Here is a 20,758-nt window from a genome sequence, read left to right as displayed (position 1 = left end):
TCGGCGTACTCCGTGGCTCGACTCTAACCGCACTCCCCCGATGCGACGTCGGACCCGACGAAAATTCCGCAGCGCGCTCAGCGCGGAGGAGGTGCGGATCAGAGCCGGAGCTGTGCGGATGAAGTAACGAAAGCGGCAGCAGGCGCGACAGTGACGACATGGCTCAGGAAAAGTGGCCGCACCATCGACGCGTTCCTTTGATCCGGAGGGTTCTCTGATGTCTCGTATCGCCAAAGTCATGACGTTCGCCGGCGCGCTCGGGCTGAGTGCTTCCGCACTGGGGGTCACCGGTGCCGCCGCCGCCCCTGCCGGCTGCAGTGTGGGCAATGATCTCAGCGTCGGAGCAGGGCAGTCCCAATCGGTCCCTGCCGCTGTCGACTTCCTGGCTGTGTGGCCCAGTAAGGCCGACCCGGCGACCACGAGCACCGTTGTCGACTGGCGAAACACCGCGACGGGACAGGTGGGATCGCAGCGCGCCCCGGGAGCGCCGGGCTTCTTCCCAGGACAGCTGTCGTCCTCGATCAACGCGGTACCCACCGGAGCCGGCACCGTCGAGTACACCCTGCACGTCTCCGACGGTTCGCTGAACCGGCCGTACCTGGAGTGCTCGGGCACGACCGTGATCCGTTGACCTGACCTCCTCCGATTCTCCGTAGACGAGATCACGCGCGACGCCGAGTCGTCTCACCGGCGTTGTCGTCTCACCCACGTTCTTCCTCCGACCAGGTGCCGGGAACTCCCTGAGGCGGTCGAGTCGTCCCTGTCGGAGGGGCGTGCGCGGCCAGGGCATGTCGCGGTGTCGACACTCACCGGGCTACGGGCGGCACCCGTGCCATGTCGAAGAAGTTCCGCCGGCTCCGATGTCACACTGGAAGGGCCGAGAGGCGGCTCTCTCGACGGAAGGCACATCGATGAAGTACGTCATCCTCATTCACTCGAACCCCGATCCGTGGGGCCACCCGACCGGTGACTATCTGGCAGAGCACCAGGCACTGCCGCAGGAGCAGCGGGACCGCATGAATGCGGACTTCGAGACGCTGCTCGGGCAGGCACAGGAACGCGGCGAACTCCTCGGCGGCGAGGCGCTCGGCGCCCCGTCGACCTCGAAGCTCTACCGCTGGCACGCCGGAGAACCCACCTCGAGCGACGGTCCGTACGCGGAGAGCAAGGAGCATCTCGCCGGGTTCTTCCTCATCGACGTCCACTCACGCGACCGCGCCGAGGAGATCGCGACCGGATTCGCCGGGCCTGGCGAGACGGTGGAGCTCCGTCCGGTCATGGGGTCGATGGACGACGGCGACGAATGACCGGGACCGTCGGCGAGCAGGTGTGGCGGCGCGAGACGCCGCACCTGCTCGCCGCCCTGATGAGGCGGTACGGCGATTTCGCCGCGTGTGAGGACGCCGTACAGGAGGCGCTGATCGAGGCGTCGCTCCAGTGGCCCAGCAGCGGAGTTCCCGAGAGGCCCCGCGGCTGGCTCCTTCGCATCGCATCACGCCGGTTGGTCGACAGCAGGCGTCAAGACGTCGCTCGACGAGCACGCGAACAGAGAGCGGCGAGCCTCGACGCCGCCGACGGCTCGTTCGATGTCGACCCGGGGATCGAGAATCACGACGCGACCCTGGACGTTCTCACTCTGTGCTGCCATCCCGCGCTCACGTCGGAATCCCGAGTCACACTGGCACTCCGGACGATTCTTGGGCTCAGCACCAGACAGATCGCCGCCGTCTATCTCATTCCCTCGTCGACCGCGGGCCAGAGAATCAGCCGCGCCAAGGCGGTCCTCGAGGCGCAACACCGGGAGTTTCCCGCTCCGACCGACCCGCGTGAGCGCCTGCCGTCGCTCCGGCAGGCGCTGTACCTGATGTACACCGCAGGGCACAGCCGATTCGAAGGCTACCTCCTCGATACCGAGGTGACCACGGAAGCGATCAGGCTGACACGGCTGCTGCACAGCAGGTTCCACGACGACTCCGAGACTGCCGGCCTCCTCGCACTACTGCTGCTCAACGACGCACGCCGACCCGCGCGCACCACCACCGACGGAGACCTGGTCAGGCTCAAGGATCAAGACCGGACGCTCTGGGACCACGAATCCATCGCCGAGGGAATCGCACTCGTCGAGAACGCGCTGCCGGTGGGCACGGTCGGTGCGTACCAACTGCAGGCCGCGATCGCCGCGGTGCACGCCGAAGCCGCCACGTGGGAGCAGACCGACTGGCCGCAGATCGTCGAACTCTATTCGATGCTCGCCCGGGTGGCTCCGTCGCCGACCGTCACACTGAACTACGCAGTGGCCGTGAGCGAAGCGCACGCGCCCGAGACCGCGTTGGCCCTTCTCGATCCACTCCTCGACGACCCCCGCATGAACCGCGGGCACCGCTTGCACGCGGTGCGGGCGCCGATACTCGAGGCCTGCGGACGTCACCGCGAAGCGCTGGACAGTTATCGCACCGCCGGCCGAGTCTGTACCAACATCCCCGAACAGCGTTACCTCAACGCCCAGATCGCCCGACTGGGCGGTGGGCTGGATGATCGATGACGGTCCGGGACAGCAGGCGGCAAGCACCGCACGAACCACCGCTGTGGTGGGTCGCGCCAGTTCGGAAACGGTGTGTTCGGCGTCGGGGTCAGGTCGCCTGACGAACGTCCGTCCCGTACTCGGCGAATCCTTTGAAGTCCTCCATGTGCTGTTTCGATTGCTTGCGGAACATGCCGGGCACGACCGCTGCGACCATCCGCATCATGAGTCCGTCGAACCGGAACTCGCTCTCGCTCTCCCACAACGTCCGACCGGGGCCCGCGTCGATGATCCGGTCCCGCTGGACCTGCCACATGCCTGCGGCCACGATCTCGCGGTCGTAGTGCACCACCATCGAGCTCGGGATGTCCTCCAGCTCTGCTGGATCCACCCGAGTGATAGTCTCCGTGGCTTCCATCCGCCGATTCCCCGTTTGGAACACGACTCGAGAGATGGTGCCCAGTTGACCGTGGATTCCGCTCACCGGTTCGTGCGAGACGAGGCCCCGCAGCCACTTCGGCATCTGCGCCGGGTCCGCGAGCAGCCGGACCACGTCCTGGCGGGGGCGGTTGATCTCGATCGAGAGGGTGTACCTCACCGGTCGTCGCCTCCAGCGGAGGTACCGATGGACAAGCACATACCGTATAACCCTACCGGGACCCCACCTGGAAGAAGACGGTGATCGGCGCGAGTCCAGTTCTCCCACCAGCCACGATCCGTCATCCGGCCGTTGGTCCTCGCTAGACGGTGAAGCCCAGAGCCCGCAGCTGCTCGCGGCCGTCGTCGGTGATCTTGTCCGGGCCCCACGGGGGCATCCAGACCCAGTTGATCTTGGCGTCGGTCGCGAGGCCCGAAGAAACGAGGGCGGCGCGGGTCTGGTCCTCGATGACGTCGGTCAGCGGGCAGGCCGCCGAGGTCAGTGTCATGTCGATGAGGACCGAGGCGTCGTCCTCCACCTTGAGGTCGTAGACCAGGCCGAGGTCGACGACGTTGATCCCCAACTCGGGGTCGACCACGTCACGCATGGCCTCCTCGACGTCGTCGAGGGTCGGGAGGTTGAGCGGGTTGTCGGTGGTGGCGGCGGACTCCGGTGCCGACTCCTGGACGGCCTCGGGCGCCTGCTCCGCGGTGTTCTCGGTCATGCCGACTTCTCCTCCGAAGAATCGATGATCTGTGCCAGGGCGTCCTTGAACGCCATCCATCCGAGCAGCGCGCACTTCACACGCGCCGGGTACTTGGACACGCCCACGAAGGCGATCCCGTCGCCGATCAGGTCCTCGTCGCCCTCGATCGTCCCACGGGATTGCAGCATCTCGGTGTACGACTGCAGCATCTTCAGCGCCTCGCCGACGGGCGCGCCGATCACCTGGTCCGTGAGCACCGAAGTGGACGCCTGCGAGATCGAGCAGCCCTGGCCGTCGTAGGACACGTCGACGACGGTCTCCCGATCGTCGGACAGATGCACCCGCAGGGTGACCTCGTCGCCGCAGGTGGGGTTGACGTGGTGCACCTCGGCCTCGAAGGGCTCGCGTAGTCCGCGGCCGTGCGGGTGCTTGTAGTGGTCCAGGATCACGTCCTGGTACATCTGCTCCATACGCATCAGATCACCCCGAAGAACTTCTGAGCCTTGACGATCGCCTCGGCCAGTACATCGACCTCGTCGAGGGTGTTGTAGACGCCGAAGGAGGCACGCGCCGTCGCGGCCACACCGAACCGGCGGTGCAGCGGCCACGCGCAGTGGTGACCCACGCGGATCGCGACGCCCTCGTCGTCGAGCACCTGTCCGAGGTCGTGCGCGTGGATCCCGTCCACCACGAAGGACACGGCGCTGCCGCGCTCCTGGGTGTCCGTGGGGCCGATGATCCGCAGCCCCTCGATGGCGTCCAGCTTGTCGAGCGCCGCGCGGACGAGCGCGTGCTCGTGTGCCGCGACCTCGCGCATGCCGAGGTCACGGAGGTACTTGGTGGCGGCCCCCAACCCCACGACCTGTGAGGTCATCGGGACGCCGGCCTCGAACCGCTGCGGCGGCGCCGCGTAGGTCGAGCCCTCCATCGTGACGGTCTCGATCATCGAGCCGCCGGTGATGAATGGCGGGAGCTGCGCGAGGATCTCGCGCTTGCCGTAGAGGACGCCGACGCCCGAGGGGCCGTACATCTTGTGCCCGGAGAACGCCGCGAAATCGACGTCGAGGTCCGCGAAATCGACGGGGCTGTGCGGCACGGACTGGCACGCGTCCAGTACGACCACGGCGCCCACCGCCCTGGCACGGGCCACCAGCTCTGGCACCGGCGCGATCGCGCCGGTCACGTTCGACGCATGCGTGAACGCGACGATCTTCACCGTGTCGTCGAGCTCGAGCGAGTCGAGGTCGATGCGACCGTCGTCGGTGACGCCGTACCACTTGAGCGTGGCACCGGTGCGTCGGCAGAGTTCCTGCCACGGAACGAGGTTCGCGTGGTGCTCCAGCTCGGTGACGACCACCGTGTCGCCCTCGCGCAGGCGATGCCCGCCCAGGACGCCCGCGGAGCGGTCGTCGCCCAGCGTGTACGCCACCAGGTTCAGGGACTCGGTCGCGTTCTTGGTGAACACCAGCTCGTCGGGCGAGACCCGGACGAAATCGGCGATCGCGGCGCGCGCGTCCTCATAGGCGTCGGTGGCCTCCTCGGCGAGCTGGTGCGCGCCGCGGTGCACGGCCGCGTTGTGGGTCGTGAGGAACTCCCACTCCGCGTCCAGAACCTGCCGGGGCCGCTGCGAGGTGGCGCCGGAGTCCAGGTACACGAGCGGCTTCTCGTCGCGGACCGTGCGGGACAGGATCGGAAAATCCGCCCGCACGGCCGTCACGTCGAAAGTCGAAGTGGTCATGCTCCCACGGCCTGGGTGAACCGCACGTAGCCGTTCTCCTCCAGCTCGTCGGCCAGCTCGGGGCCGCCCGACTCCACGATCCGGCCGTTCACGAAGACGTGCACGAACTGCGGGTGGATGTAGCGCAGGATGCGGGTGTAGTGCGTGATGAGCAGGATGCCGCCGTGCTCGCGCTCGGCGTAGCGGTTGACGCCCTCGGACACGACGCGCAGCGCGTCCACGTCGAGGCCCGAGTCGGTCTCGTCGAGGATGGCGAACTTCGGCTTGAGCAGGCCCAGCTGCAGGATCTCGTGGCGCTTCTTCTCGCCGCCCGAGAAGCCCTCGTTGACGCTGCGCTCACTGAACTGCTGGTCGATGTCCAGTTCGCCCATGGCCTCCTTGACCTCCTTGACCCAGTGCCGCAGCTTCGGGGCCTCGCCGCGCACCGCGGTGGCGGCGGAACGGAGGAAGTTGGACATCGAGACGCCGGGAACCTCGACGGGGTACTGCATCGCGAGGAACAGGCCCGCGCGAGCCCGCTCGTCGACGCTCATCTCGAGCACGTCCTGCCCGTCGAGCGTGACGGTGCCCTGGGTCACCTCGTACTTGGGGTGCCCGGCGATGGCGTAGCTCAGGGTGGACTTGCCGGAACCGTTGGGGCCCATGATGGCGTGGGTCTCGCCCGACTTGATCGTCAGGTCGACGCCCTTGAGGATCTGGATCGGCTCGGCGTTCGCGTCCGACTGCACCACGTTGACGTGCAGGTCGCGGATTTCCAAGGTAGACAAGATGGTTCCTTCGTAAGTATCAGACGCCGGCGGTGGCGAGTTCGTTTTCGATGGCGGCGGACAGGCGCTCGCGGAGTTCGGGCACGGAGATCCGGTCGATCAGCTCCTGGAAGAAGCCGCGCACCACCAGGCGACGGGCCTCGTCCTCCGGGACGCCACGTGAGCGCAGGTAGAACAGCTGCTCGTCGTCGAAGCGGCCGGTGGCGCTGGCGTGGCCCGCGCCCTCGATCTCGCCGGTCTCGATCTCCAGGTTCGGCACCGAATCGGCGCGGGCACCGTCGGTGAGCACCAGGTTGCGGTTGAGCTCGAAGGTGTCGGTGCCCTCGGCCTCGGCCCGGATCAGCACGTCGCCCACCCACACCGTGTGCGCGTCGGGCACCTTGGATGCCGGGTCGCCCTGCAGCGCGCCCTTGTACACGACGTTCGACTTGCAGTGCGGCACCGAATGATCCACCAGGAGGCGCTGCTCCAGGTGCTGGCCCGCGTCGGCGAAGTAGAGCCCGAACAGCTCCGCGTTGCCGCCCGGCGCGTCGAACGTGACGCGCGGCGTCATGCGCACCAGCTCGCCGCCCAGCTGCACCGCGAAGTGGCGGGCGGTGGCGTCGCGGCCCACCCGCACATGGTGCTGGGTGACCCACACGGCGTCGTCCGCGAAGTCCTGCGCGTCGATGATCTGCAGTGACGCACCGTCGCCCACGATGACCTCGACGTTCTCGGCCACGGTGCCCGAGCCGGTGTGGTCGAGCACGACCACGGCGCGGGCGTGCCGCTCCAGGCGGACCTGGATGTGCGCGAAGGCGGTCTTCCCCTCGCCGGGGCCGGCGATGCGGACGAAGATCGGCTCGGCGATCTCGGCCTCCTTGGCCACCGTCAGCACAGTGGCCTCGGTCATCGACGTGAACGCCTGCGCCGCGACCCGGTCGAACGGCACGCCCGCCTCGCCGAGCCGGGAATCGCCCTTGGCGACGGTCTCGACCGCGAGGCCGTCCGGCACGGCGTCGACGGACACGGCCACGGCACCGTCGGCCTGCGCCGACCCGTCGTGCAGCCCGCGGAGGCGGCGCAGCGGCGTGAACCGCCACGCCTCGTCGCGGTGGCTGGGGATCTCGAACGCCGCGGCGTCGAACGAGGTGAAGAGCTCGCCCTTGTTCGCGACGGGGTGGGCCTCGACGGCCTCGTTCAGCGGAGTGGCCGTCACTAGCCCACCGATCCTTCCATCTGCAGCTCGATCAGGCGGTTCAACTCGAGGGCGTACTCCATCGGCAGCTCCTTGGCGATGGGCTCGACGAAGCCGCGCACCACCATGGCCATGGCCTCGTCCTCGGTGAGGCCGCGGCTCATCAGGTAGAACAGCTGGTCGTCGGAGACCTTCGAGACGGTGGCCTCGTGGCCCATCGTCACGTCGTCCTCGCGGATGTCCACGTACGGGTAGGTGTCCGACCGCGAGATGGTGTCCACCAGCAGCGCGTCGCACTTCACCGTCGACCGGCTGCCGTGCGCGCCCTTGTTCACCTGGATCAGGCCGCGGTAGCTGGCGCGGCCGCCGCCGCGCGCCACCGACTTGCTGACGATGTTGCTCGACGTGTTCGGCGCGAGGTGCACCATCTTCGAGCCGGTGTCCTGGTGCTGGCCCTCGCCGGCGAACGCCACGGAGAGCACCTCGCCCTTGGCGTGCTCGCCGGTCATCCACACGGCCGGGTACTTCATGGTGACCTTGGAGCCGATGTTGCCGTCGATCCACTCCATGGTGGCGCCGGCCTCGGCCTTGGCGCGCTTGGTCACCAGGTTGTACACGTTGTTCGACCAGTTCTGGATGGTCGTGTAGCGGCAGCGGCCGCCCTTCTTGACGACGATCTCGACGACCGCGGAGTGCAACGAGTCCGACTTGTAGATCGGCGCGGTGCAGCCCTCGACGTAGTGCACGTAGGCGTCCTCGTCGACGATGATCAGGGTGCGCTCGAACTGGCCCATGTTCTCGGTGTTGATCCGGAAGTAGGCCTGCAGCGGGATGTCCACGTGGACGCCCGGCGGCACGTAGATGAAGGAGCCTCCGGACCACACGGCCGTGTTCAGCGCGGAGAACTTGTTGTCGCCCGCGGGGATCACGGAGCCGAAGTACTCCTCGAAGAGCTCCGGATGCTCACGGAGGCCGGTGTCGGTGTCCATGAAGATGACACCCTTCTCCTCCAGGTCCTCACGGATGGAGTGGTAGACCACCTCGGACTCGTACTGCGCGGCCACACCGGCGACGAGCCGCTGCTTCTCCGCCTCGGGGATGCCGAGCTTGTCGTACGTGTTCTTGATGTCCTCGGGAAGGTCCTCCCACGACTCGGCCTGCTTCTCGGACGAGCGCACGAAGTACTTGATGTTGTCGAAATCGATGCCGTCGAGGTTGCTGCCCCAGGTGGGCATCGGCTTCTTGTCGAAGATGCTCAGGGCCTTGAGGCGCTGCTGCAGCATCCACTCGGACTCGTTCTTCTTCGCGGAGATGTCCGCGACGATGGCCTCGGAGAGCCCGCGCTGGGCCGACGCGCCCGCGGCGTCGGAATCATGCCAGCCGTAGCCGTAATTGCCCAGTGAGGCGATCGTCTCCTCTTGGGACAGCGGGCCGTTCTCGACCGTTGTCATCGAAGCTCCTTCGCGGGGGTTGCTCGTGGTGCCACGCGCTCGAGGGGCACGTGGGTGGTGCATGCGCGGTCACCGTTGGCGATGGTGGCCAATCGCTGTACATGAGTTCCCAACGCCTGCTCGATCGCCGAAATTTCGGCCTCGCACAATTCGGGGAACTCGGCTGCGACCTCCGACACCGGGCAGTGGTGTTGGCAGATCTGGACACCGGCGCCCACTTCCCGGGCGTCGGCGGCGAATCCGGCGTCCGAGAGGGCCGCCGCGATCCTACGGGCACCGTCGACCGGATCCGCATCGGGATCGGCCGGGCTGATGGCGCCCAGCGCCTGATCGGCGCGGCGGCGCGCGAACGCGCGCACCGCCTCTTCGCCGCCCACCTCGCGCAGCGCCCGCAGCGCGTCGACGGCGAGGGCGTCGTAGCCCTGCCCGAGGCGACGGCGCCCGGTCTGCGTGAGGAGGAACTCCTTCGCGGGCCGGCCGCGGCGACGGGCCGCCGCAGCGGCCCCGCCCCGGCCCACCGTCGCGGAGGGCGGCGCCGCCGTCACGTCGCCGGCCTCGAGCAGGTTGTCGAGGTGGCGGCGTACGGCGGTGGTCGTGATCCCGAGGGCCTCGCCGATGTCGGCGGCCGTGGCCTGGCCCCGGTTCGCGAGCAGCGCGACCACGGCGTCACGGGTGTCCCCGTCGCGCTGCGTCTCGTGCTGCTCGTATTTCACAACACGATTGTTTCCTAATTCGCCGAGCACTTCCAGCAAGGTGAGGCTAAGCTGCACGTCCCCGCGAGCCGTGCTTGCACGCGTCGTCGCACGGTCTAGTGTTGCGGACGTGCATCTGCCCCCCACCGTCGCCGGACCCGTGCGTTCGGCGGCGGATTTCCTGGGACTGAGCAAGCCCGCCGGTGCGCCGCGGCCCGACGGGCACGGCGCGGTCACCCGCCTGCACCGGGATGAGCACCAGTACCCGGACCTCAACGCGGACGAGAAGGCCACCGTCCGCAAGATCGCGACGTTCGGCGGCGTCGGCGCCGTGCTCATCGCGTTCGGCGCGCTGGGCGTGGGCGCCCTGCCCGTCGTGCAGAACCCGATCGCGGGGCGGCGCGTGCTGGGACTGATGTTCCGCATGCAGTCCACGGCGCTCACGGTCACGATGGTCGGCACCGCGATGCTCATGATCGCCTGGGTGCTGCTCCGCAGGTACGCGATCGGCTACCTCAACCCGGGGGCCCACTCCGAGCCCGCGCAGCCGCGCCGGCTCACCCGGCGCGGATTCGACCGGATCCTCGCCCTGTGGGTACTGCCGTTCCTGTTCGCGCCGCCGATGTTCAGTAAGGACGTCTACTCCTATCTCGCGCAGAGCGAGATCACCGCCCGCGGCCTTGACCCGTACGCGATCGGCCCCGCCGAGGCGCTGGGCATCGATCACGTCTTCACCCGCTCGGTACCCAACATCTGGCGCGACACCGCAGCTCCGTACGGACCGCTGTTCCTCTACCTCGGCCGCGGCATCACGTGGTTGACCGGGGAGAACGTGGTCGCCGGGGTGGTCCTGCACCGGGTGCTCGCGCTCTGCGGCGTCGCGATGATCGTGTGGGCGCTCCCCCGGCTCGCCCGCCGCTGCGGCGTCAACGAGGTGGCGGCGCTGTGGCTCGGCGCCGCGAACCCGCTGGTGATCTTCCATCTCATCGCCGGCATCCACAACGAGGCGCTCATGCTCGGCATGATGCTCGTCGGTATGGAGTGGGCGCTGCGGGCGATCTCCTCCGGCCTGCGCTTCGTGGACGGCTACCGCCCCACCTCGACGGGATGGCTGCTCACCGCCGGAGCGGCGCTGATCGCCGCGTCCGGCCTCATCAAGATCACCTCCGTGCTCGCCCTCGGCTTCGTCGGCATGGCCCTGGCCCGGCGCCTGGGCGGCACCTTCCCGGACATCGGCGGCCGCATCCGCGATTGGCGGACCGCGCTCCGGGAGTTCCGGCCCGATGCGGCGCGCACGGTCCGCGCGCTCGTGATCGCCGCCGCGTTCCTCGCGGTGGTATTGATCGTCGTCGTCATCGTCGTCTGCCAGGCCACGGGGCTCGGCTACGGCTGGCTCGACGTGGGCACTCTGGGCGCGGCGAACAAGGTGCGCTCCTGGATGTCGATCCCCACCGTGCTCGGCATGGCGACCGGCCTGGTCGGGGTGCTCCTGGGGCTCGGCGACCACACGACCGCCGTACTCTCGATCACCCGACCGATCGCCGCGGCCCTGGCCGCGCTGATCGTGTGCCGGATGCTCATCGCGACCCTCTCGAACCGGATCCACCCCGTGGGCTCCGTCGGCATTTCGATGGCGGCTCTCGTGCTGCTGTTCCCCGTCGTCCAGCCCTGGTACCTGCTGTGGGCGATCGTCCCCCTGGCCGCCTGGGCCACTGCGCCCGGCTTCCGCCTCGCGGCCGTGATCGTCTCCAGTGTGGTGTCGGTGATGCTCATGCCCAACGGCGGCGAGATCGAGCCGTACGTCATCGCCCGCGCGGGCATGACCACCGTCGTCGTGGTCGCGGTCGCCGTGTACGCGACCTTCGAACTCCCCCGCGTGCGCGCCCGGCGGCGCGCGCTCCGGTGAGCGGGCCGTCGGCGCACCGTCGGGCGACGGTAGGCTGACCTCCCGTGCCCGCACTGACCGCGACCTCCGTCACCAAGCGCTTCGGTGACGTCGTCGCCGTCGACGGGCTGGACCTGAACCTCGAGCAGGGCTCGGTCCTGGCGCTCCTCGGCCCGAACGGCGCCGGCAAGACGACCACCGTCGAGATGTGCGAGGGCTTCGGCTCCCCCGACGCCGGCACCGTGCGCGTTCTCGGCCTCGATCCGGTCGCCGACGCCGCCGAGCTCAAGCCCCGCATCGGCGTCATGCTGCAGGGCGGCGGCGCCTACCCGGGCGCCAAGGCCGGCGAGATGCTCCGACTGGTCGCCGCGTACTCCGCGAACCCGCTCGACCCGGACTGGCTGCTCAGAACGCTCGGCCTCACCGACGTCACCGGCGTGAGCTATCGCCGGCTGTCCGGCGGCCAGCAGCAGCGGCTCGCGCTGGCGTGCGCCCTCGTCGGTCGACCCGAACTCGTGTTCCTCGACGAGCCGACCGCGGGCCTCGACGCGCAGGCGCGCCTGCTGGTGTGGGACCTGGTGTCCGCGTTGCGCCGCGACGGCGTCTCCGTCCTCCTGACCACGCACCTGCTGGACGAGGCCGAGGCCCTCGCCGACCGGGTCGTCATCATCGACCGCGGCCGGGCGGTGGCCGACGGTACGCCCGACGAGCTCACGCGCGCGGGCGCCGAACACGAACTGCGGGTGACCGCGGACGCGGGCATCGACACCGACGCACTCGCGGAGCGACTCGGCGCCGGATTCACCGTGACCGTCGACGACGGTGAGCCGCACGCGAAATCCGTGTACCTGGTGCGCGGGGCCGAGGTGACACCGCAGGTGGTCGCCGACGTCGCGGGCCACTGCGCGGCGGGCGGCGCGCTCATCACCGATCTGCGGGTGGGCACCCGGACGTTGCAGGACGTGTTCCTCGATCTCACCGGCCGCGACCTGAGGGGCTGAGATGACACAGACCGAATCCCGTTTCTCCCCCGGCACGTTCGCGCCGGCACCCCGCCCGGCGGCGCCGGGCCCGATGCTCGCCGCGCAGACCCGGATGGAGCTGACGCTCCTGCTGCGCAACGGCGAGCAGCTGCTGCTCACCATGTTCATCCCCATCGCGCTGCTGGTGGGGCTCACCGTGCTGCCGATCGGCGACGACGCGACCCGGATCGAGTACCTCGTGCCCGCGATCATGGCGGTGGCCGTGATGTCGACGGCGTTCACCGGGCAGGCCATCGCCGTCGGTTTCGACCGCCGCTACGGCGCCCTCAAACGGCTCGGCGCCACCCCGCTGCCGACCTGGGGCGTCATCGCCGGCAAGACGCTCGCCGTGATCATCGTCGTCGCGCTGCAAGCGGTGATCCTGGGCGGCATCGGACTCGCGCTCGGCTGGCGGCCGGACGCACCGGGCCTGCTCATGTGGCTGCCCGTCCTGGCCGCCGGGGTGTTCGCGTTCGCGTCGCTCGGCCTCCTGTTGGGCGGCACGCTCAAGGCCGAAGTGGTTCTCGCCCTGGCGAACCTGCTGTGGTTCGCGATGGCGGCCGTCGGATCGCTCGTCGTGGTGCACCGGCACATCCCCGACGCCGTCGTGTGGATCGCCCGCATCACCCCGTCGGGCGCGCTGACCGAGGCGCTCACCCGTGCGAGCACCGGGAACGGATTCGACGTGATCGGCGTGCTGGTGCTGCTGGGGTGGGGCGCGGTCGGCTCCGCGGCCGCCGTGCGGCTCTTCCGCTTCACCGGTTGACACCCGAGAATCCGGTTGCCGCCCGCGCGGTGCGGATGGTCACCTGGACGCCATGACCGACGACCGGCCCGACCGATCACCCCTTCCGCCGTGGCTCTTCGCGCTCCTCGGCACCTGCCTGGTGCTGTACACCGACGATTACGTGATCGCCGGGATCCTGCCCGAGCTGGCGGCCGACCTCGGGGTGAGTGAGCCCACGGCCGGACAGTTGATCACCGTGTTCTCCCTGACGATCGCGGCCGCCGCCCCGATCGCGGCGGTCGCCCTCGCCCGGACGCCCCGGCGGCGGCTGTTCTCCTGCGGCCTCGCCGTGTTCATCGTGGCCAACGCCGCGGCGACCCTCGTACCCGACTACCCCACGATGCTGGCACTACGCGTGATCGCGGCCCTCGCGGCGGCGAGCGTGACCCCGTCGGTGTTCGCCTTCGCCGCCGAGCACGCGCCGCCGGAGCGGACCGGGCGCTTCATCGCGGTCGTCTCCCTCGGCGTGACCGGTTCCGTCGCGCTCGGTGTGCCGGTGGGCACCTGGATCGGCGGACAGCTCGGCTGGCGGGCGACGTTCGGCGCGATGGCCGTCGCGGGCGCCCTCGCCCTGATCGCCGTGCTCCTGACGCTCCCGCGCGCCGAGCCGGACCGCGAGGTCCCCGTCCTGCGCGAGCAGGTGCGCACCCTGCGACGGGCCCCGATCACGCTGGGGCTCGGTGCGAACTGCGTGCTGATGACGGGCTCGATGATGATGCTCACGTATCTGGCGCCGTTCCTCGCCGACACCACCACCGCGAGTGTGGGCCAGCGCGCGATCACGTTCAGCCTGTCGGGCATCGCGGGGATCGCCGGGATCTGGCTGGGCGGCCTCGCCGTCGATCGGTGGGGCGCCGACCGGACTCTGGCCACCGGTATCGGTGGCATCGTCGCGTCGATGCTGGGCCTGTGGCTCCTGTGGCTCGCGCGTCCCGCCCCGTTCGCCGCCGTCGTCGCTGTCGGCACGGTGTGGGGCGGCCTCGCGTTCTTCAACTCCCCCGCCATCCAGGCCCGGTTGTTCACGCTCGCGGGACCGGTGGCACCGCAGGCGTTGGCGCTCAACACCTCCGGCACCTATCTCGGCGTCGCGTCCGGTGGCGCCGTCGGCGGCGCGCTCCTGGCCACCACCGGCGCGGGCGCACTGCCGCTGGTGAGCGCGGCGCTCTGCGCCGTGGCACTCGCGATGCTCGGCGCCGCGGCGTCCCTCACACCGACCTCCGACACCCTGTAGTAGACAGCTGCGGCTCGCGTACGATGAGCCGCGTGTACAGCCTGTTCCTGCGCCTCGTCGACCGCCTGCCGATGCCGAGCGTCACGGCGCAGCGGCGGTTCGCGCTGGCCGCCCTGCTGTCGCAGGCACTGATCGCGGTCACCGGATCCGTGGTCCGGGTGACGGGCTCCGGGCTCGGCTGCCCCACCTGGCCGAAATGCTTCGACGACTCCCTGCTCCCCATCCCGCAGGACGAGGTGCCGTGGTGGCATCAGGCGATCGAGTTCGGGAACCGGCAGATCGCGGTCTGGATCGTGGTGACCACGTCGATCGCGATCGTGCTGGCGGTGACCCGCGCCCGGCGCCGGCGCGAGATCCTGGTCTACGCCTGGATCCTGCCGTTCTCGACGTTCGCGCAGGGCATTCTGGGCGGGGTCACCGTCCTCACCGGCCTGCGGTGGTGGGTCGTGGGAGCACACATGCTGGTGTCCTGCGCGATGGTGTGGATCGCCGCCACCCTGTACGCGAAGGTGGCCGAGCCGGACGACGGCACCGAGATCCAAGCGGCCCCCGCCGGGGCGCGCCGCCTCGTCGCGGTCTCGGCCGTGGTGATGGCACTCGTGCTGGCCGCCGGTGTGGTGGTCACCGCGGCGGGCCCGCACGCCGGTGACCGCACCAACCCGAAGGCCATCGACCGGCTGGACGCCTCGATCCCGCTGCTGTCCTCGGCGCACGGCGCCCTCGTCGTGGTCTACGCGCTGATCCTGGTGACCGTCGCCGTCCTGGTGTCCCGCGGACCGTCGTCCGAGGCCGTCCGCCGCCGGATGAGGATCGTGTTCGTGGTCGTCGCGGCGCAGTCCCTGATCGGTGTCGTGCAGTACTTCACCGGGGTGCCCGCGCTGCTGGTGGTGCTGCACGTCGCGGGGGCGATGTCGGTGATCACGGAGACCGCGATCCTGTACCGCCTGATGTCCCCGCGGGTGGTGCGGGGCTCCGACCGTACGGGCGATATGCTGCCGGTATGAGCGATCAGGCCCCGTCGAACGTCGTCTCCCGCCTGAAGGCCTTCGCGGGCCGCCACGGCGGCGCGAAGACCGTGCTGCAGAACATGGGCGAGGAGGGCGTGCGGATCACCCTCGTCGGCGACGACGGAGTGATGGGCGACCAGATCGTCGCGAACGAGGCGCAGGCCCGTGACGCCGCCGAGAAGGCCGGCATCGACACCTCCGAGTGGGACCGCGAGTTGGTCTCCAAGGCCGATACCGCGCCCGGCCACCACGCCCGCATGGCCGGCTACCTGGCGAACGACAAGTAGCCGTGCACGCGATCACGGTCAGCCGGCACGGCGGCCCCGAGGTCCTCGCCTACGGTGAGGCGCCCGAGCCCGCCCCCGCGCCCGGACAGGTGCTGGTGCGCACCTCGGCCATCGGGGTCAACTTCATCGACACCTACTTCCGCGAGGGCATGTACCCGACGGCGCTGCCGTACGTACCCGGCAGCGAGGGGTCGGGCACCGTCGTCGCGCTCGGCGAGGGCGTGACGAACCGGTCCGTGGGCGACGTGGTCGCCTGGTGCGAGGGGCCCGGCTCGTACGCCGAGCTGGTCGCGGTCCCCGCCGACCGCACGGTCGCGGTGCCCGACGGGGTGCGCCCCGAGGTCGCTGCCTCCGTCCTGCTGCAGGGCATGACGGCCCACTACCTCACCCACGATTCGCATCCGGTGCAGCCCGGCGACACCGTGCTGGTGCACGCCGGCGCCGGCGGGACGGGGCTTCTCGTCACGCAGATGGCCACCGCTCTCGGCGCCCGCGTGATCACGACGGTGTCCACCGACGAGAAGGAGCGGCTCTCCCGCGGCGCGGGCGCCTGGGAGGTGCTGCGCTACGACGAGGACGTGGCCGCGCGGGTGCGCGAGCTGACCGGCGGCGAGGGTGCGGCCGCGGTGTACGACGGCGTCGGTGCGGACACCTTCGAGGCCTCCCTGGCGGCGACGCGGCAGCGCGGGATCGTCGTGCTGTTCGGCGCGGCGTCCGGTCCGGTGCCGCCGTTCGACCTGCAGCGGCTCAATCCGCTGGGGTCCCTCTTCGTGCAGCGGCCGACGCTGGCGCACCACGTCGCGACGGCGGCGGACTTCGCGCGCCGCAGCGCCGCCGTGATGGACGGGCTGCGCGACGGCTCACTGACCTTCACCGTGGGTGCCACCTACCCGCTCGCCGATGCCGCGCGGGCGCACACCGATCTGCAGTCCCGCAGGACCACCGGTTCGGTAGCGCTCCTCCCCTGATCGACGCCGCCGCCCACCGCGGTCAGCGCGACGCGAATTCGGCGGCGCCGTCCCCGGAGAGCTCCGGCAGGTAGTCGCGGCGGCCCGTGAGAGCCATGACGAGCGCGAGGGTGGTGCCGGCCACCTCCGGGCCGTCGCCCACGGTGAAGTCACCGTCGGTCGCGACGAGCCGCAGGCCGTCCGCCCGCGTCTTGGAGGGCAGCATGAGGTCGGACCCCGAGTAGAACTCGGCGAGCCGGGTGAGCGCCTCGACGGGATACTCGCGCCCGATTCCGAGCGGGCGGCGGACGTCCTCGCCGTGCACGATCGCCTCGCCCAGCATCGCGACCACGGGGATCGGCGCCTTCGTCCTGCTGGCGCGCACGGCGCGGAACCGGCGCAGGGTGTCCGCGGGGTCGTCGCCGAGCCGTTTCGCGAGGCGCTGGGCGACGTTGGCGTCGAAGTCGAACCGGTTGCGCAGGACGCCGAGGAACCACACCACCGGGTTGTCCGAGGCGCCGGCGGTGAGGTGCGCCACCACCTCCCGGACGGTGAGGCCCTCACACAGGGACGGGGCCGCCCACTGCTGATCGGTGAGCGGTTCCAGGTCGTCTGCGAGGGCGGCGCGCTCCCGGAACGTCAGATCCCACAGGCGGGCGTCCGCTCCGGCCATCGGTCAGAGACCCAGCAGTTGGCCGACGGTGGAGTAGTTGAGGATCGAGTCGACCGACAGCGCGCAGAAGAGCACGGCCAGGTAGTTGTTGGACTGCAGGAACACCTTGAGCGGCTTGATCTCCTGCCCGGCGCGGGTCTGCTTGTAGAGCTTGTGCACCGCGTACAGGAACCAGCCGCCGCAGAGCACCGCGGAGACGGCGTAGACGAGGCCAGCGGCGGGGATGAGCACCAGCGTGGTGATCACGGTGGCCCAGGTGTACCAGACCATCTGCCGGGCGACGGTGGTCTCCGGCGCCACGACGGGCAGCATCGGGACTCCGGCGGCCTTGTAGTCCTCGCGGTACCGCATGGCCAGCGCCCAGGTGTGCGGCGGCGTCCAGAAGAAGATCACCAGGAACAGCACGACGGCGGGCCACGCGATTGTGCCGGTCGCGGCCGCCCAGCCGACCAGCGTGGGCATGCAACCGGCGGCCCCGCCCCACACCACGTTCTGCGAGGTGCGGCGCTTGAGCACCATCGTGTACACGAACAGGTAGAAGGCGATGGTGACCAGCACCAGGGACGCCGCGAGCACGTTCGCCATGACGGCGAGCCAGGCGAACGAGGCGGCGGCGAGCACGATGCCGAAGACCAGCGCGTGCCGCGTCGGCACCGCCTGCCGCGCCAGCGGCCGGCGCTCGGTGCGCTTCATCTTCTTGTCGATGTCGGCGTCCGCCACCATGTTCAGGGTGTTCGCCGAAGCGGCGCCCAGCCATCCACCGAACAGGGTGGACAGGATGAGCGGGAGGTTCACGTGGCCGCGATCGGCCAGCAGCATCACGGGGATGGTCGCGACGAGGAGGAGCTCGATCACCTTCGGCTTGGTCAGCGCGATGTACGCCAGCACCGTCTGGGTCGCGCGGCCGAAGAACGAGGAGGGGACGACCGCGGCCTCGGCGCGAGCGTCGGGGATGTTCGTCCCATGCCCGCCCTTGAACACCATCGGCACCCGTTCTCTCGTGACGTGCCCGGACGGATCCGGACTCCTCCTGCGCCCGCCCGGGGCTGATCCGGGTGGGCTGCGCGCTGCCCGCGCCATTCACCGACGATCACGGCGAGCGCCGGACCGACTACTACAGGCCATGGTAGTCCTCCCGGTTCGCTGGACCGAATCCAGGACGGCACCCCACCGTTTCCGCAGACCGTGCACCGCTGCCGAGTAGGGTTCACACTTGAGGGCGCGAACCTCGTACCGGTGACCCGCCGGTCGGCGGGTACGCCGGGGCGCACCCCGCCACGCACGTCCACACGACCAGGAGAACCCGCCAGCCGTGACCAGCACCGCCGAGATCCAAGCACTCACCACGCCGCACCACCCCGCCGACTGGACCGAAACGGATACGCGCGCGGTGGACACCGCCCGGGTGCTCGCGGCCGACGCGGTGCAGAAGGTCGGAAGCGGCCACCCCGGCACGGCGATGAGCCTCGCCCCCCTCGCCTACACGCTCTTCCAGCGCGTGATGCGCCACGACCCGTCGGACACACACTGGATCGGCCGGGACCGGTTCGTGCTCTCCTGCGGCCACTCGAGCCTCACCCTGTACCTGCAGCTGTACCTGGGCGGCTTCGGCCTCGAACTCGCGGACATCGAGGCGCTGCGCACCGAGGGCTCGCTGACTCCGGGACACCCGGAGTTCCACCACACCAAGGGCGTCGAGATCACCACCGGCCCGCTGGGCCAGGGCCTGGCCTCCGCCGTGGGCATGGCGATGGCCTCGCGGTACGAGCGCGGTCTGTTCGATCCGGAGACGGCGCAGGGCCAGAGCCCGTTCGACCACTTCATCTACGTCATCGCCTCCGACGGCGACATCGAGGAGGGCGTGACCTCCGAGGCCTCGTCGCTCGCGGGCACGCAGCAACTGGGCAACCTGGTCGTGTTCTACGACGCGAACCAGATCTCGATCGAGAACGAGACCGACATCGCGCTCTCCGAGGACGTGGCGAAGCGGTACGAGGCGTACGGCTGGCACGTGCAGCACGTCGACGGGGGCGAGAACGTCACCGCCATCGAGGAGGCCACCGCGGCGGCGAAGGCCGTCACGGACAAGCCGTCGATCATCATCGTGCGCACGATCATCGGGTACCCGGCGCCGACCAAGATGAACACCGGCGGCATCCACGGCTCGGCGCTCGGCACCGACGAGGTGTCCGCCGTCAAGGAGATCCTCGGCTTCGACACGACGAAGAACTTCGACGTGGCGACCGAGGTCATCGACCACACCCGGCAGCTGGTCAAGCGCGGGCAGGCCGAGCACGAGGCCTGGAACGCGAAGTTCGACGCGTGGGCCGCCGCCAATCCGGACCGCAAGAAGCTGCTGGACCGGCTCGAGGCCCGGGCCCTGCCCGAGGGCTGGGACGCCGACCTGCCGTCGTGGCAGGTGGGCGACAAGGACCTCGCGACCCGTGCCGCGTCGGGTGCGTTCCTGGCCGCGGCCGGCCAGACGCTCCCCGAGCTGTGGGGCGGCTCCGCCGATCTCGCCGGCTCGAACAACACGACCATCAAGGGCGCCGAGTCGTTCGGGCCCGCGTCCATCTCCACCCCGAGCTGGACCGCACAGCCCTACGGCCGCACCCTGCACTTCGGCATCCGCGAGCACGCCATGGGCTCGATCCTCAACGGCATCGTGCTGCACGGCCCCACCCGCCCCTACGCGGGCACCTTCCTGCAGTTCGCGGATTACATGCGCCCCGCGGTGCGCCTGGCCGCACTCATGGAGATCGACCCGATCTACGTGTGGACGCACGATTCGATCGGCCTCGGCGAGGACGGCCCGACCCACCAGCCGGTCGAGCACCTGGCCGCGCTGCGCGCGATCCCGGGCCTGAACGTGGTCCGCCCCGCCGACGCCAACGAGACCGTCGCCGCGTGGCGGACCACCCTCGAGCGCTCGAACGGCGAGGGACCCACGGGCCTCGTCCTGACCCGCCAGGGTGTCCCGATCCTCGAGGGAACCTCCGCCGAGGGCGTTTCGAAGGGCGGGTACGTCCTCTCCGAGCCCGACGGTGGCGCGCCCGACGTCATCCTGATCGGCACCGGTTCGGAGGTGCAGCTCGCGGTGCAGGGCGCACAGATCCTGGCCGGCAAGGGCATCAAGGCCCGCGTGGTGTCGATGCCGTCGGTCGAGTGGTTCCACGCGCAGGACCAGGCCTACCAGGACAGCGTGCTCCCCCCGTCGATCAAGGCCCGCGTCGCCGTCGAGGCCGGTATCGCCATGTCGTGGTGGCCGATCGTCGGCGGCTTCGGCGAGGTCGTCTCGCTTGAGCACTTCGGCGAGTCGGCCGACTACAAGGTGCTGTTCGCGAAGTACGGCATCACCGGCGAGGCGGTGGCCCAGAAGGCCGAGAAGTCCCTCGCCGCGGTGAACGCGTAGCACCGACAACGATCCGTAATCCGGAAGGAACAAGTGT

General features: G+C 69.9%; 21 protein-coding genes. 11 read left to right on the top strand and 10 right to left on the bottom strand.

Annotated features, from left to right (window positions below; all coding sequences use genetic code 11):
* Positions 1-217: 217 nt before the first annotated feature.
* The 3 genes from BN39_RS23300 to BN39_RS20835 all read left to right on the top strand — a co-directional run bounded on the left by BN39_RS23300 (position 218) and on the right by BN39_RS20835 (position 2,542).
* Positions 218-631: a hypothetical protein gene (locus BN39_RS23300; protein WP_148281550.1), complete on the top strand. Its 414-nt coding sequence runs from the start codon at positions 218-220 to the stop codon at positions 629-631.
* Between the two features lie 280 nt (positions 632-911).
* Positions 912-1,307, top strand: a complete 396-nt coding sequence (locus BN39_RS20840; RefSeq protein WP_019204389.1) for a YciI family protein — start codon at positions 912-914, stop codon at positions 1,305-1,307.
* Positions 1,304-2,542: an RNA polymerase sigma factor gene (locus BN39_RS20835; RefSeq protein WP_019204388.1), complete on the top strand. Its 1,239-nt coding sequence runs from the start codon at positions 1,304-1,306 to the stop codon at positions 2,540-2,542. Before BN39_RS20840 ends, BN39_RS20835 begins: the two co-directional genes overlap by 4 nt.
* An 88-nt stretch (positions 2,543-2,630) precedes the next feature.
* On the opposite strand, the gene BN39_RS20830 is transcribed toward BN39_RS20835, so the two are convergent.
* From BN39_RS20830 to BN39_RS20795, 8 genes are all read right to left on the bottom strand, one after another.
* Positions 2,631-3,119, bottom strand: coding sequence for an SRPBCC family protein (locus BN39_RS20830; RefSeq protein ID WP_019204387.1), 489 nt, complete (start codon positions 3,117-3,119; stop codon positions 2,631-2,633).
* Between the two features lie 142 nt (positions 3,120-3,261).
* Positions 3,262-3,663 carry a metal-sulfur cluster assembly factor gene (locus tag BN39_RS20825; protein ID WP_019204386.1) on the bottom strand — a complete coding sequence of 134 codons (402 nt, stop codon included), beginning with the start codon at positions 3,661-3,663 and terminating at the stop codon, positions 3,262-3,264.
* A complete protein-coding gene (gene sufU, locus BN39_RS20820; RefSeq protein ID WP_040768787.1) occupies positions 3,660-4,121 on the bottom strand; it encodes a Fe-S cluster assembly sulfur transfer protein SufU in 462 nt (153 codons plus the stop codon). Before sufU ends, BN39_RS20825 begins: the two co-directional genes overlap by 4 nt.
* Complete coding sequence (locus tag BN39_RS20815; protein ID WP_040768785.1) at positions 4,121-5,383, bottom strand: cysteine desulfurase; 1,263 nt, start codon at positions 5,381-5,383, stop codon at positions 4,121-4,123. The genes sufU and BN39_RS20815 overlap by 1 nt, the downstream gene beginning before the upstream one ends.
* A complete protein-coding gene (gene sufC / locus BN39_RS20810) occupies positions 5,380-6,150 on the bottom strand; it encodes a Fe-S cluster assembly ATPase SufC (RefSeq protein WP_040768783.1) in 771 nt (256 codons plus the stop codon). The genes BN39_RS20815 and sufC overlap by 4 nt, the downstream gene beginning before the upstream one ends.
* A 19-nt stretch (positions 6,151-6,169) precedes the next feature.
* Positions 6,170-7,348, bottom strand: coding sequence for a Fe-S cluster assembly protein SufD (sufD, locus tag BN39_RS20805; protein ID WP_019204382.1), 1,179 nt, complete (start codon positions 7,346-7,348; stop codon positions 6,170-6,172).
* Positions 7,348-8,778 (bottom strand): Fe-S cluster assembly protein SufB, encoded by a 1,431-nt coding sequence (sufB, locus tag BN39_RS20800; RefSeq protein WP_019204381.1) that lies wholly within the window; start codon positions 8,776-8,778, stop codon positions 7,348-7,350. Before sufB ends, sufD begins: the two co-directional genes overlap by 1 nt.
* Positions 8,775-9,491 (bottom strand): metalloregulator ArsR/SmtB family transcription factor, encoded by a 717-nt coding sequence (locus BN39_RS20795; RefSeq protein ID WP_019204380.1) that lies wholly within the window; start codon positions 9,489-9,491, stop codon positions 8,775-8,777. The genes sufB and BN39_RS20795 overlap by 4 nt, the downstream gene beginning before the upstream one ends.
* A 160-nt stretch (positions 9,492-9,651) precedes the next feature.
* Between BN39_RS20795 and mptB the strand changes: the two genes are divergently transcribed.
* Genes mptB through BN39_RS20760 form a run of 7 tightly spaced genes read left to right on the top strand, consistent with a single transcriptional unit; the run spans position 9,652 to position 16,657 of the window.
* Complete coding sequence (gene mptB, locus BN39_RS20790; RefSeq protein ID WP_237741752.1) at positions 9,652-11,376, top strand: polyprenol phosphomannose-dependent alpha 1,6 mannosyltransferase MptB; 1,725 nt, start codon at positions 9,652-9,654, stop codon at positions 11,374-11,376.
* A gap of 44 nt (positions 11,377-11,420) precedes the next feature.
* Complete coding sequence (locus BN39_RS20785) at positions 11,421-12,356, top strand: ABC transporter ATP-binding protein (RefSeq protein WP_019204378.1); 936 nt, start codon at positions 11,421-11,423, stop codon at positions 12,354-12,356.
* Position 12,357: 1 nt separating this feature from the next.
* Positions 12,358-13,143, top strand: coding sequence for an ABC transporter permease (locus BN39_RS20780; protein ID WP_019204377.1), 786 nt, complete (start codon positions 12,358-12,360; stop codon positions 13,141-13,143).
* A gap of 52 nt (positions 13,144-13,195) precedes the next feature.
* A complete protein-coding gene (locus BN39_RS20775; protein ID WP_019204376.1) occupies positions 13,196-14,395 on the top strand; it encodes an MFS transporter in 1,200 nt (399 codons plus the stop codon).
* Between the two features lie 23 nt (positions 14,396-14,418).
* Complete coding sequence (locus BN39_RS20770; RefSeq protein ID WP_040768781.1) at positions 14,419-15,399, top strand: heme A synthase; 981 nt, start codon at positions 14,419-14,421, stop codon at positions 15,397-15,399.
* Positions 15,396-15,689: a hypothetical protein gene (locus tag BN39_RS20765; RefSeq protein WP_019204374.1), complete on the top strand. Its 294-nt coding sequence runs from the start codon at positions 15,396-15,398 to the stop codon at positions 15,687-15,689. Before BN39_RS20770 ends, BN39_RS20765 begins: the two co-directional genes overlap by 4 nt.
* Positions 15,690-15,691: 2 nt before the next feature.
* A complete protein-coding gene (locus tag BN39_RS20760; RefSeq protein WP_019204373.1) occupies positions 15,692-16,657 on the top strand; it encodes a quinone oxidoreductase in 966 nt (321 codons plus the stop codon).
* Positions 16,658-16,679: 22 nt separating this feature from the next.
* On the opposite strand, the gene BN39_RS20755 is transcribed toward BN39_RS20760, so the two are convergent.
* Together BN39_RS20755 and BN39_RS20750 are read right to left on the bottom strand one after the other, a co-directional pair.
* Positions 16,680-17,309, bottom strand: coding sequence for a maleylpyruvate isomerase family mycothiol-dependent enzyme (locus BN39_RS20755; protein ID WP_019204372.1), 630 nt, complete (start codon positions 17,307-17,309; stop codon positions 16,680-16,682).
* 3 nt (positions 17,310-17,312) lie between these two features.
* The gene (locus BN39_RS20750) at positions 17,313-18,293 is read right to left on the bottom strand and encodes a heme o synthase (RefSeq protein WP_019204371.1); all 981 of its coding nucleotides are present in this window, start codon (positions 18,291-18,293) and stop codon (positions 17,313-17,315) included.
* A gap of 328 nt (positions 18,294-18,621) precedes the next feature.
* Here BN39_RS20750 and tkt point away from each other — a divergent pair, with 328 nt between their 5' ends.
* The gene (gene tkt / locus BN39_RS20745) at positions 18,622-20,721 is read left to right on the top strand and encodes a transketolase (RefSeq protein WP_019204370.1); all 2,100 of its coding nucleotides are present in this window, start codon (positions 18,622-18,624) and stop codon (positions 20,719-20,721) included.
* Positions 20,722-20,758 lie beyond the last annotated feature (37 nt).

This window comes from Tsukamurella sp. 1534 (assembly GCF_000312385.1).
Lineage (GTDB): Bacteria > Actinomycetota > Actinomycetes > Mycobacteriales > Mycobacteriaceae > Tsukamurella.
This window is presented reverse-complemented; position numbering and strand designations above follow the sequence as displayed.

Coding starts and splice junctions, on each gene's coding strand:
- BN39_RS23300 (WP_148281550.1), top strand. CDS start 218: ATGTCTCGTATCGCCAAAGTCATGACGTTCGCCGGCGCGCTCGGGCTG.
- BN39_RS20840 (WP_019204389.1), top strand. CDS start 912: ATGAAGTACGTCATCCTCATTCACTCGAACCCCGATCCGTGGGGCCAC.
- BN39_RS20835 (WP_019204388.1), top strand. CDS start 1,304: ATGACCGGGACCGTCGGCGAGCAGGTGTGGCGGCGCGAGACGCCGCAC.
- BN39_RS20825 (WP_019204386.1), bottom strand. CDS start 3,663: ATGACCGAGAACACCGCGGAGCAGGCGCCCGAGGCCGTCCAGGAGTCG.
- sufU (WP_040768787.1), bottom strand. CDS start 4,121: ATGCGTATGGAGCAGATGTACCAGGACGTGATCCTGGACCACTACAAG.
- BN39_RS20815 (WP_040768785.1), bottom strand. CDS start 5,383: ATGACCACTTCGACTTTCGACGTGACGGCCGTGCGGGCGGATTTTCCG.
- sufB (WP_019204381.1), bottom strand. CDS start 8,778: ATGACAACGGTCGAGAACGGCCCGCTGTCCCAAGAGGAGACGATCGCC.
- BN39_RS20780 (WP_019204377.1), top strand. CDS start 12,358: ATGACACAGACCGAATCCCGTTTCTCCCCCGGCACGTTCGCGCCGGCA.
- BN39_RS20775 (WP_019204376.1), top strand. CDS start 13,196: ATGACCGACGACCGGCCCGACCGATCACCCCTTCCGCCGTGGCTCTTC.
- BN39_RS20770 (WP_040768781.1), top strand. CDS start 14,419: ATGAGCCGCGTGTACAGCCTGTTCCTGCGCCTCGTCGACCGCCTGCCG.
- BN39_RS20765 (WP_019204374.1), top strand. CDS start 15,396: ATGAGCGATCAGGCCCCGTCGAACGTCGTCTCCCGCCTGAAGGCCTTC.
- BN39_RS20755 (WP_019204372.1), bottom strand. CDS start 17,309: ATGGCCGGAGCGGACGCCCGCCTGTGGGATCTGACGTTCCGGGAGCGC.
- BN39_RS20750 (WP_019204371.1), bottom strand. CDS start 18,293: ATGGTGTTCAAGGGCGGGCATGGGACGAACATCCCCGACGCTCGCGCC.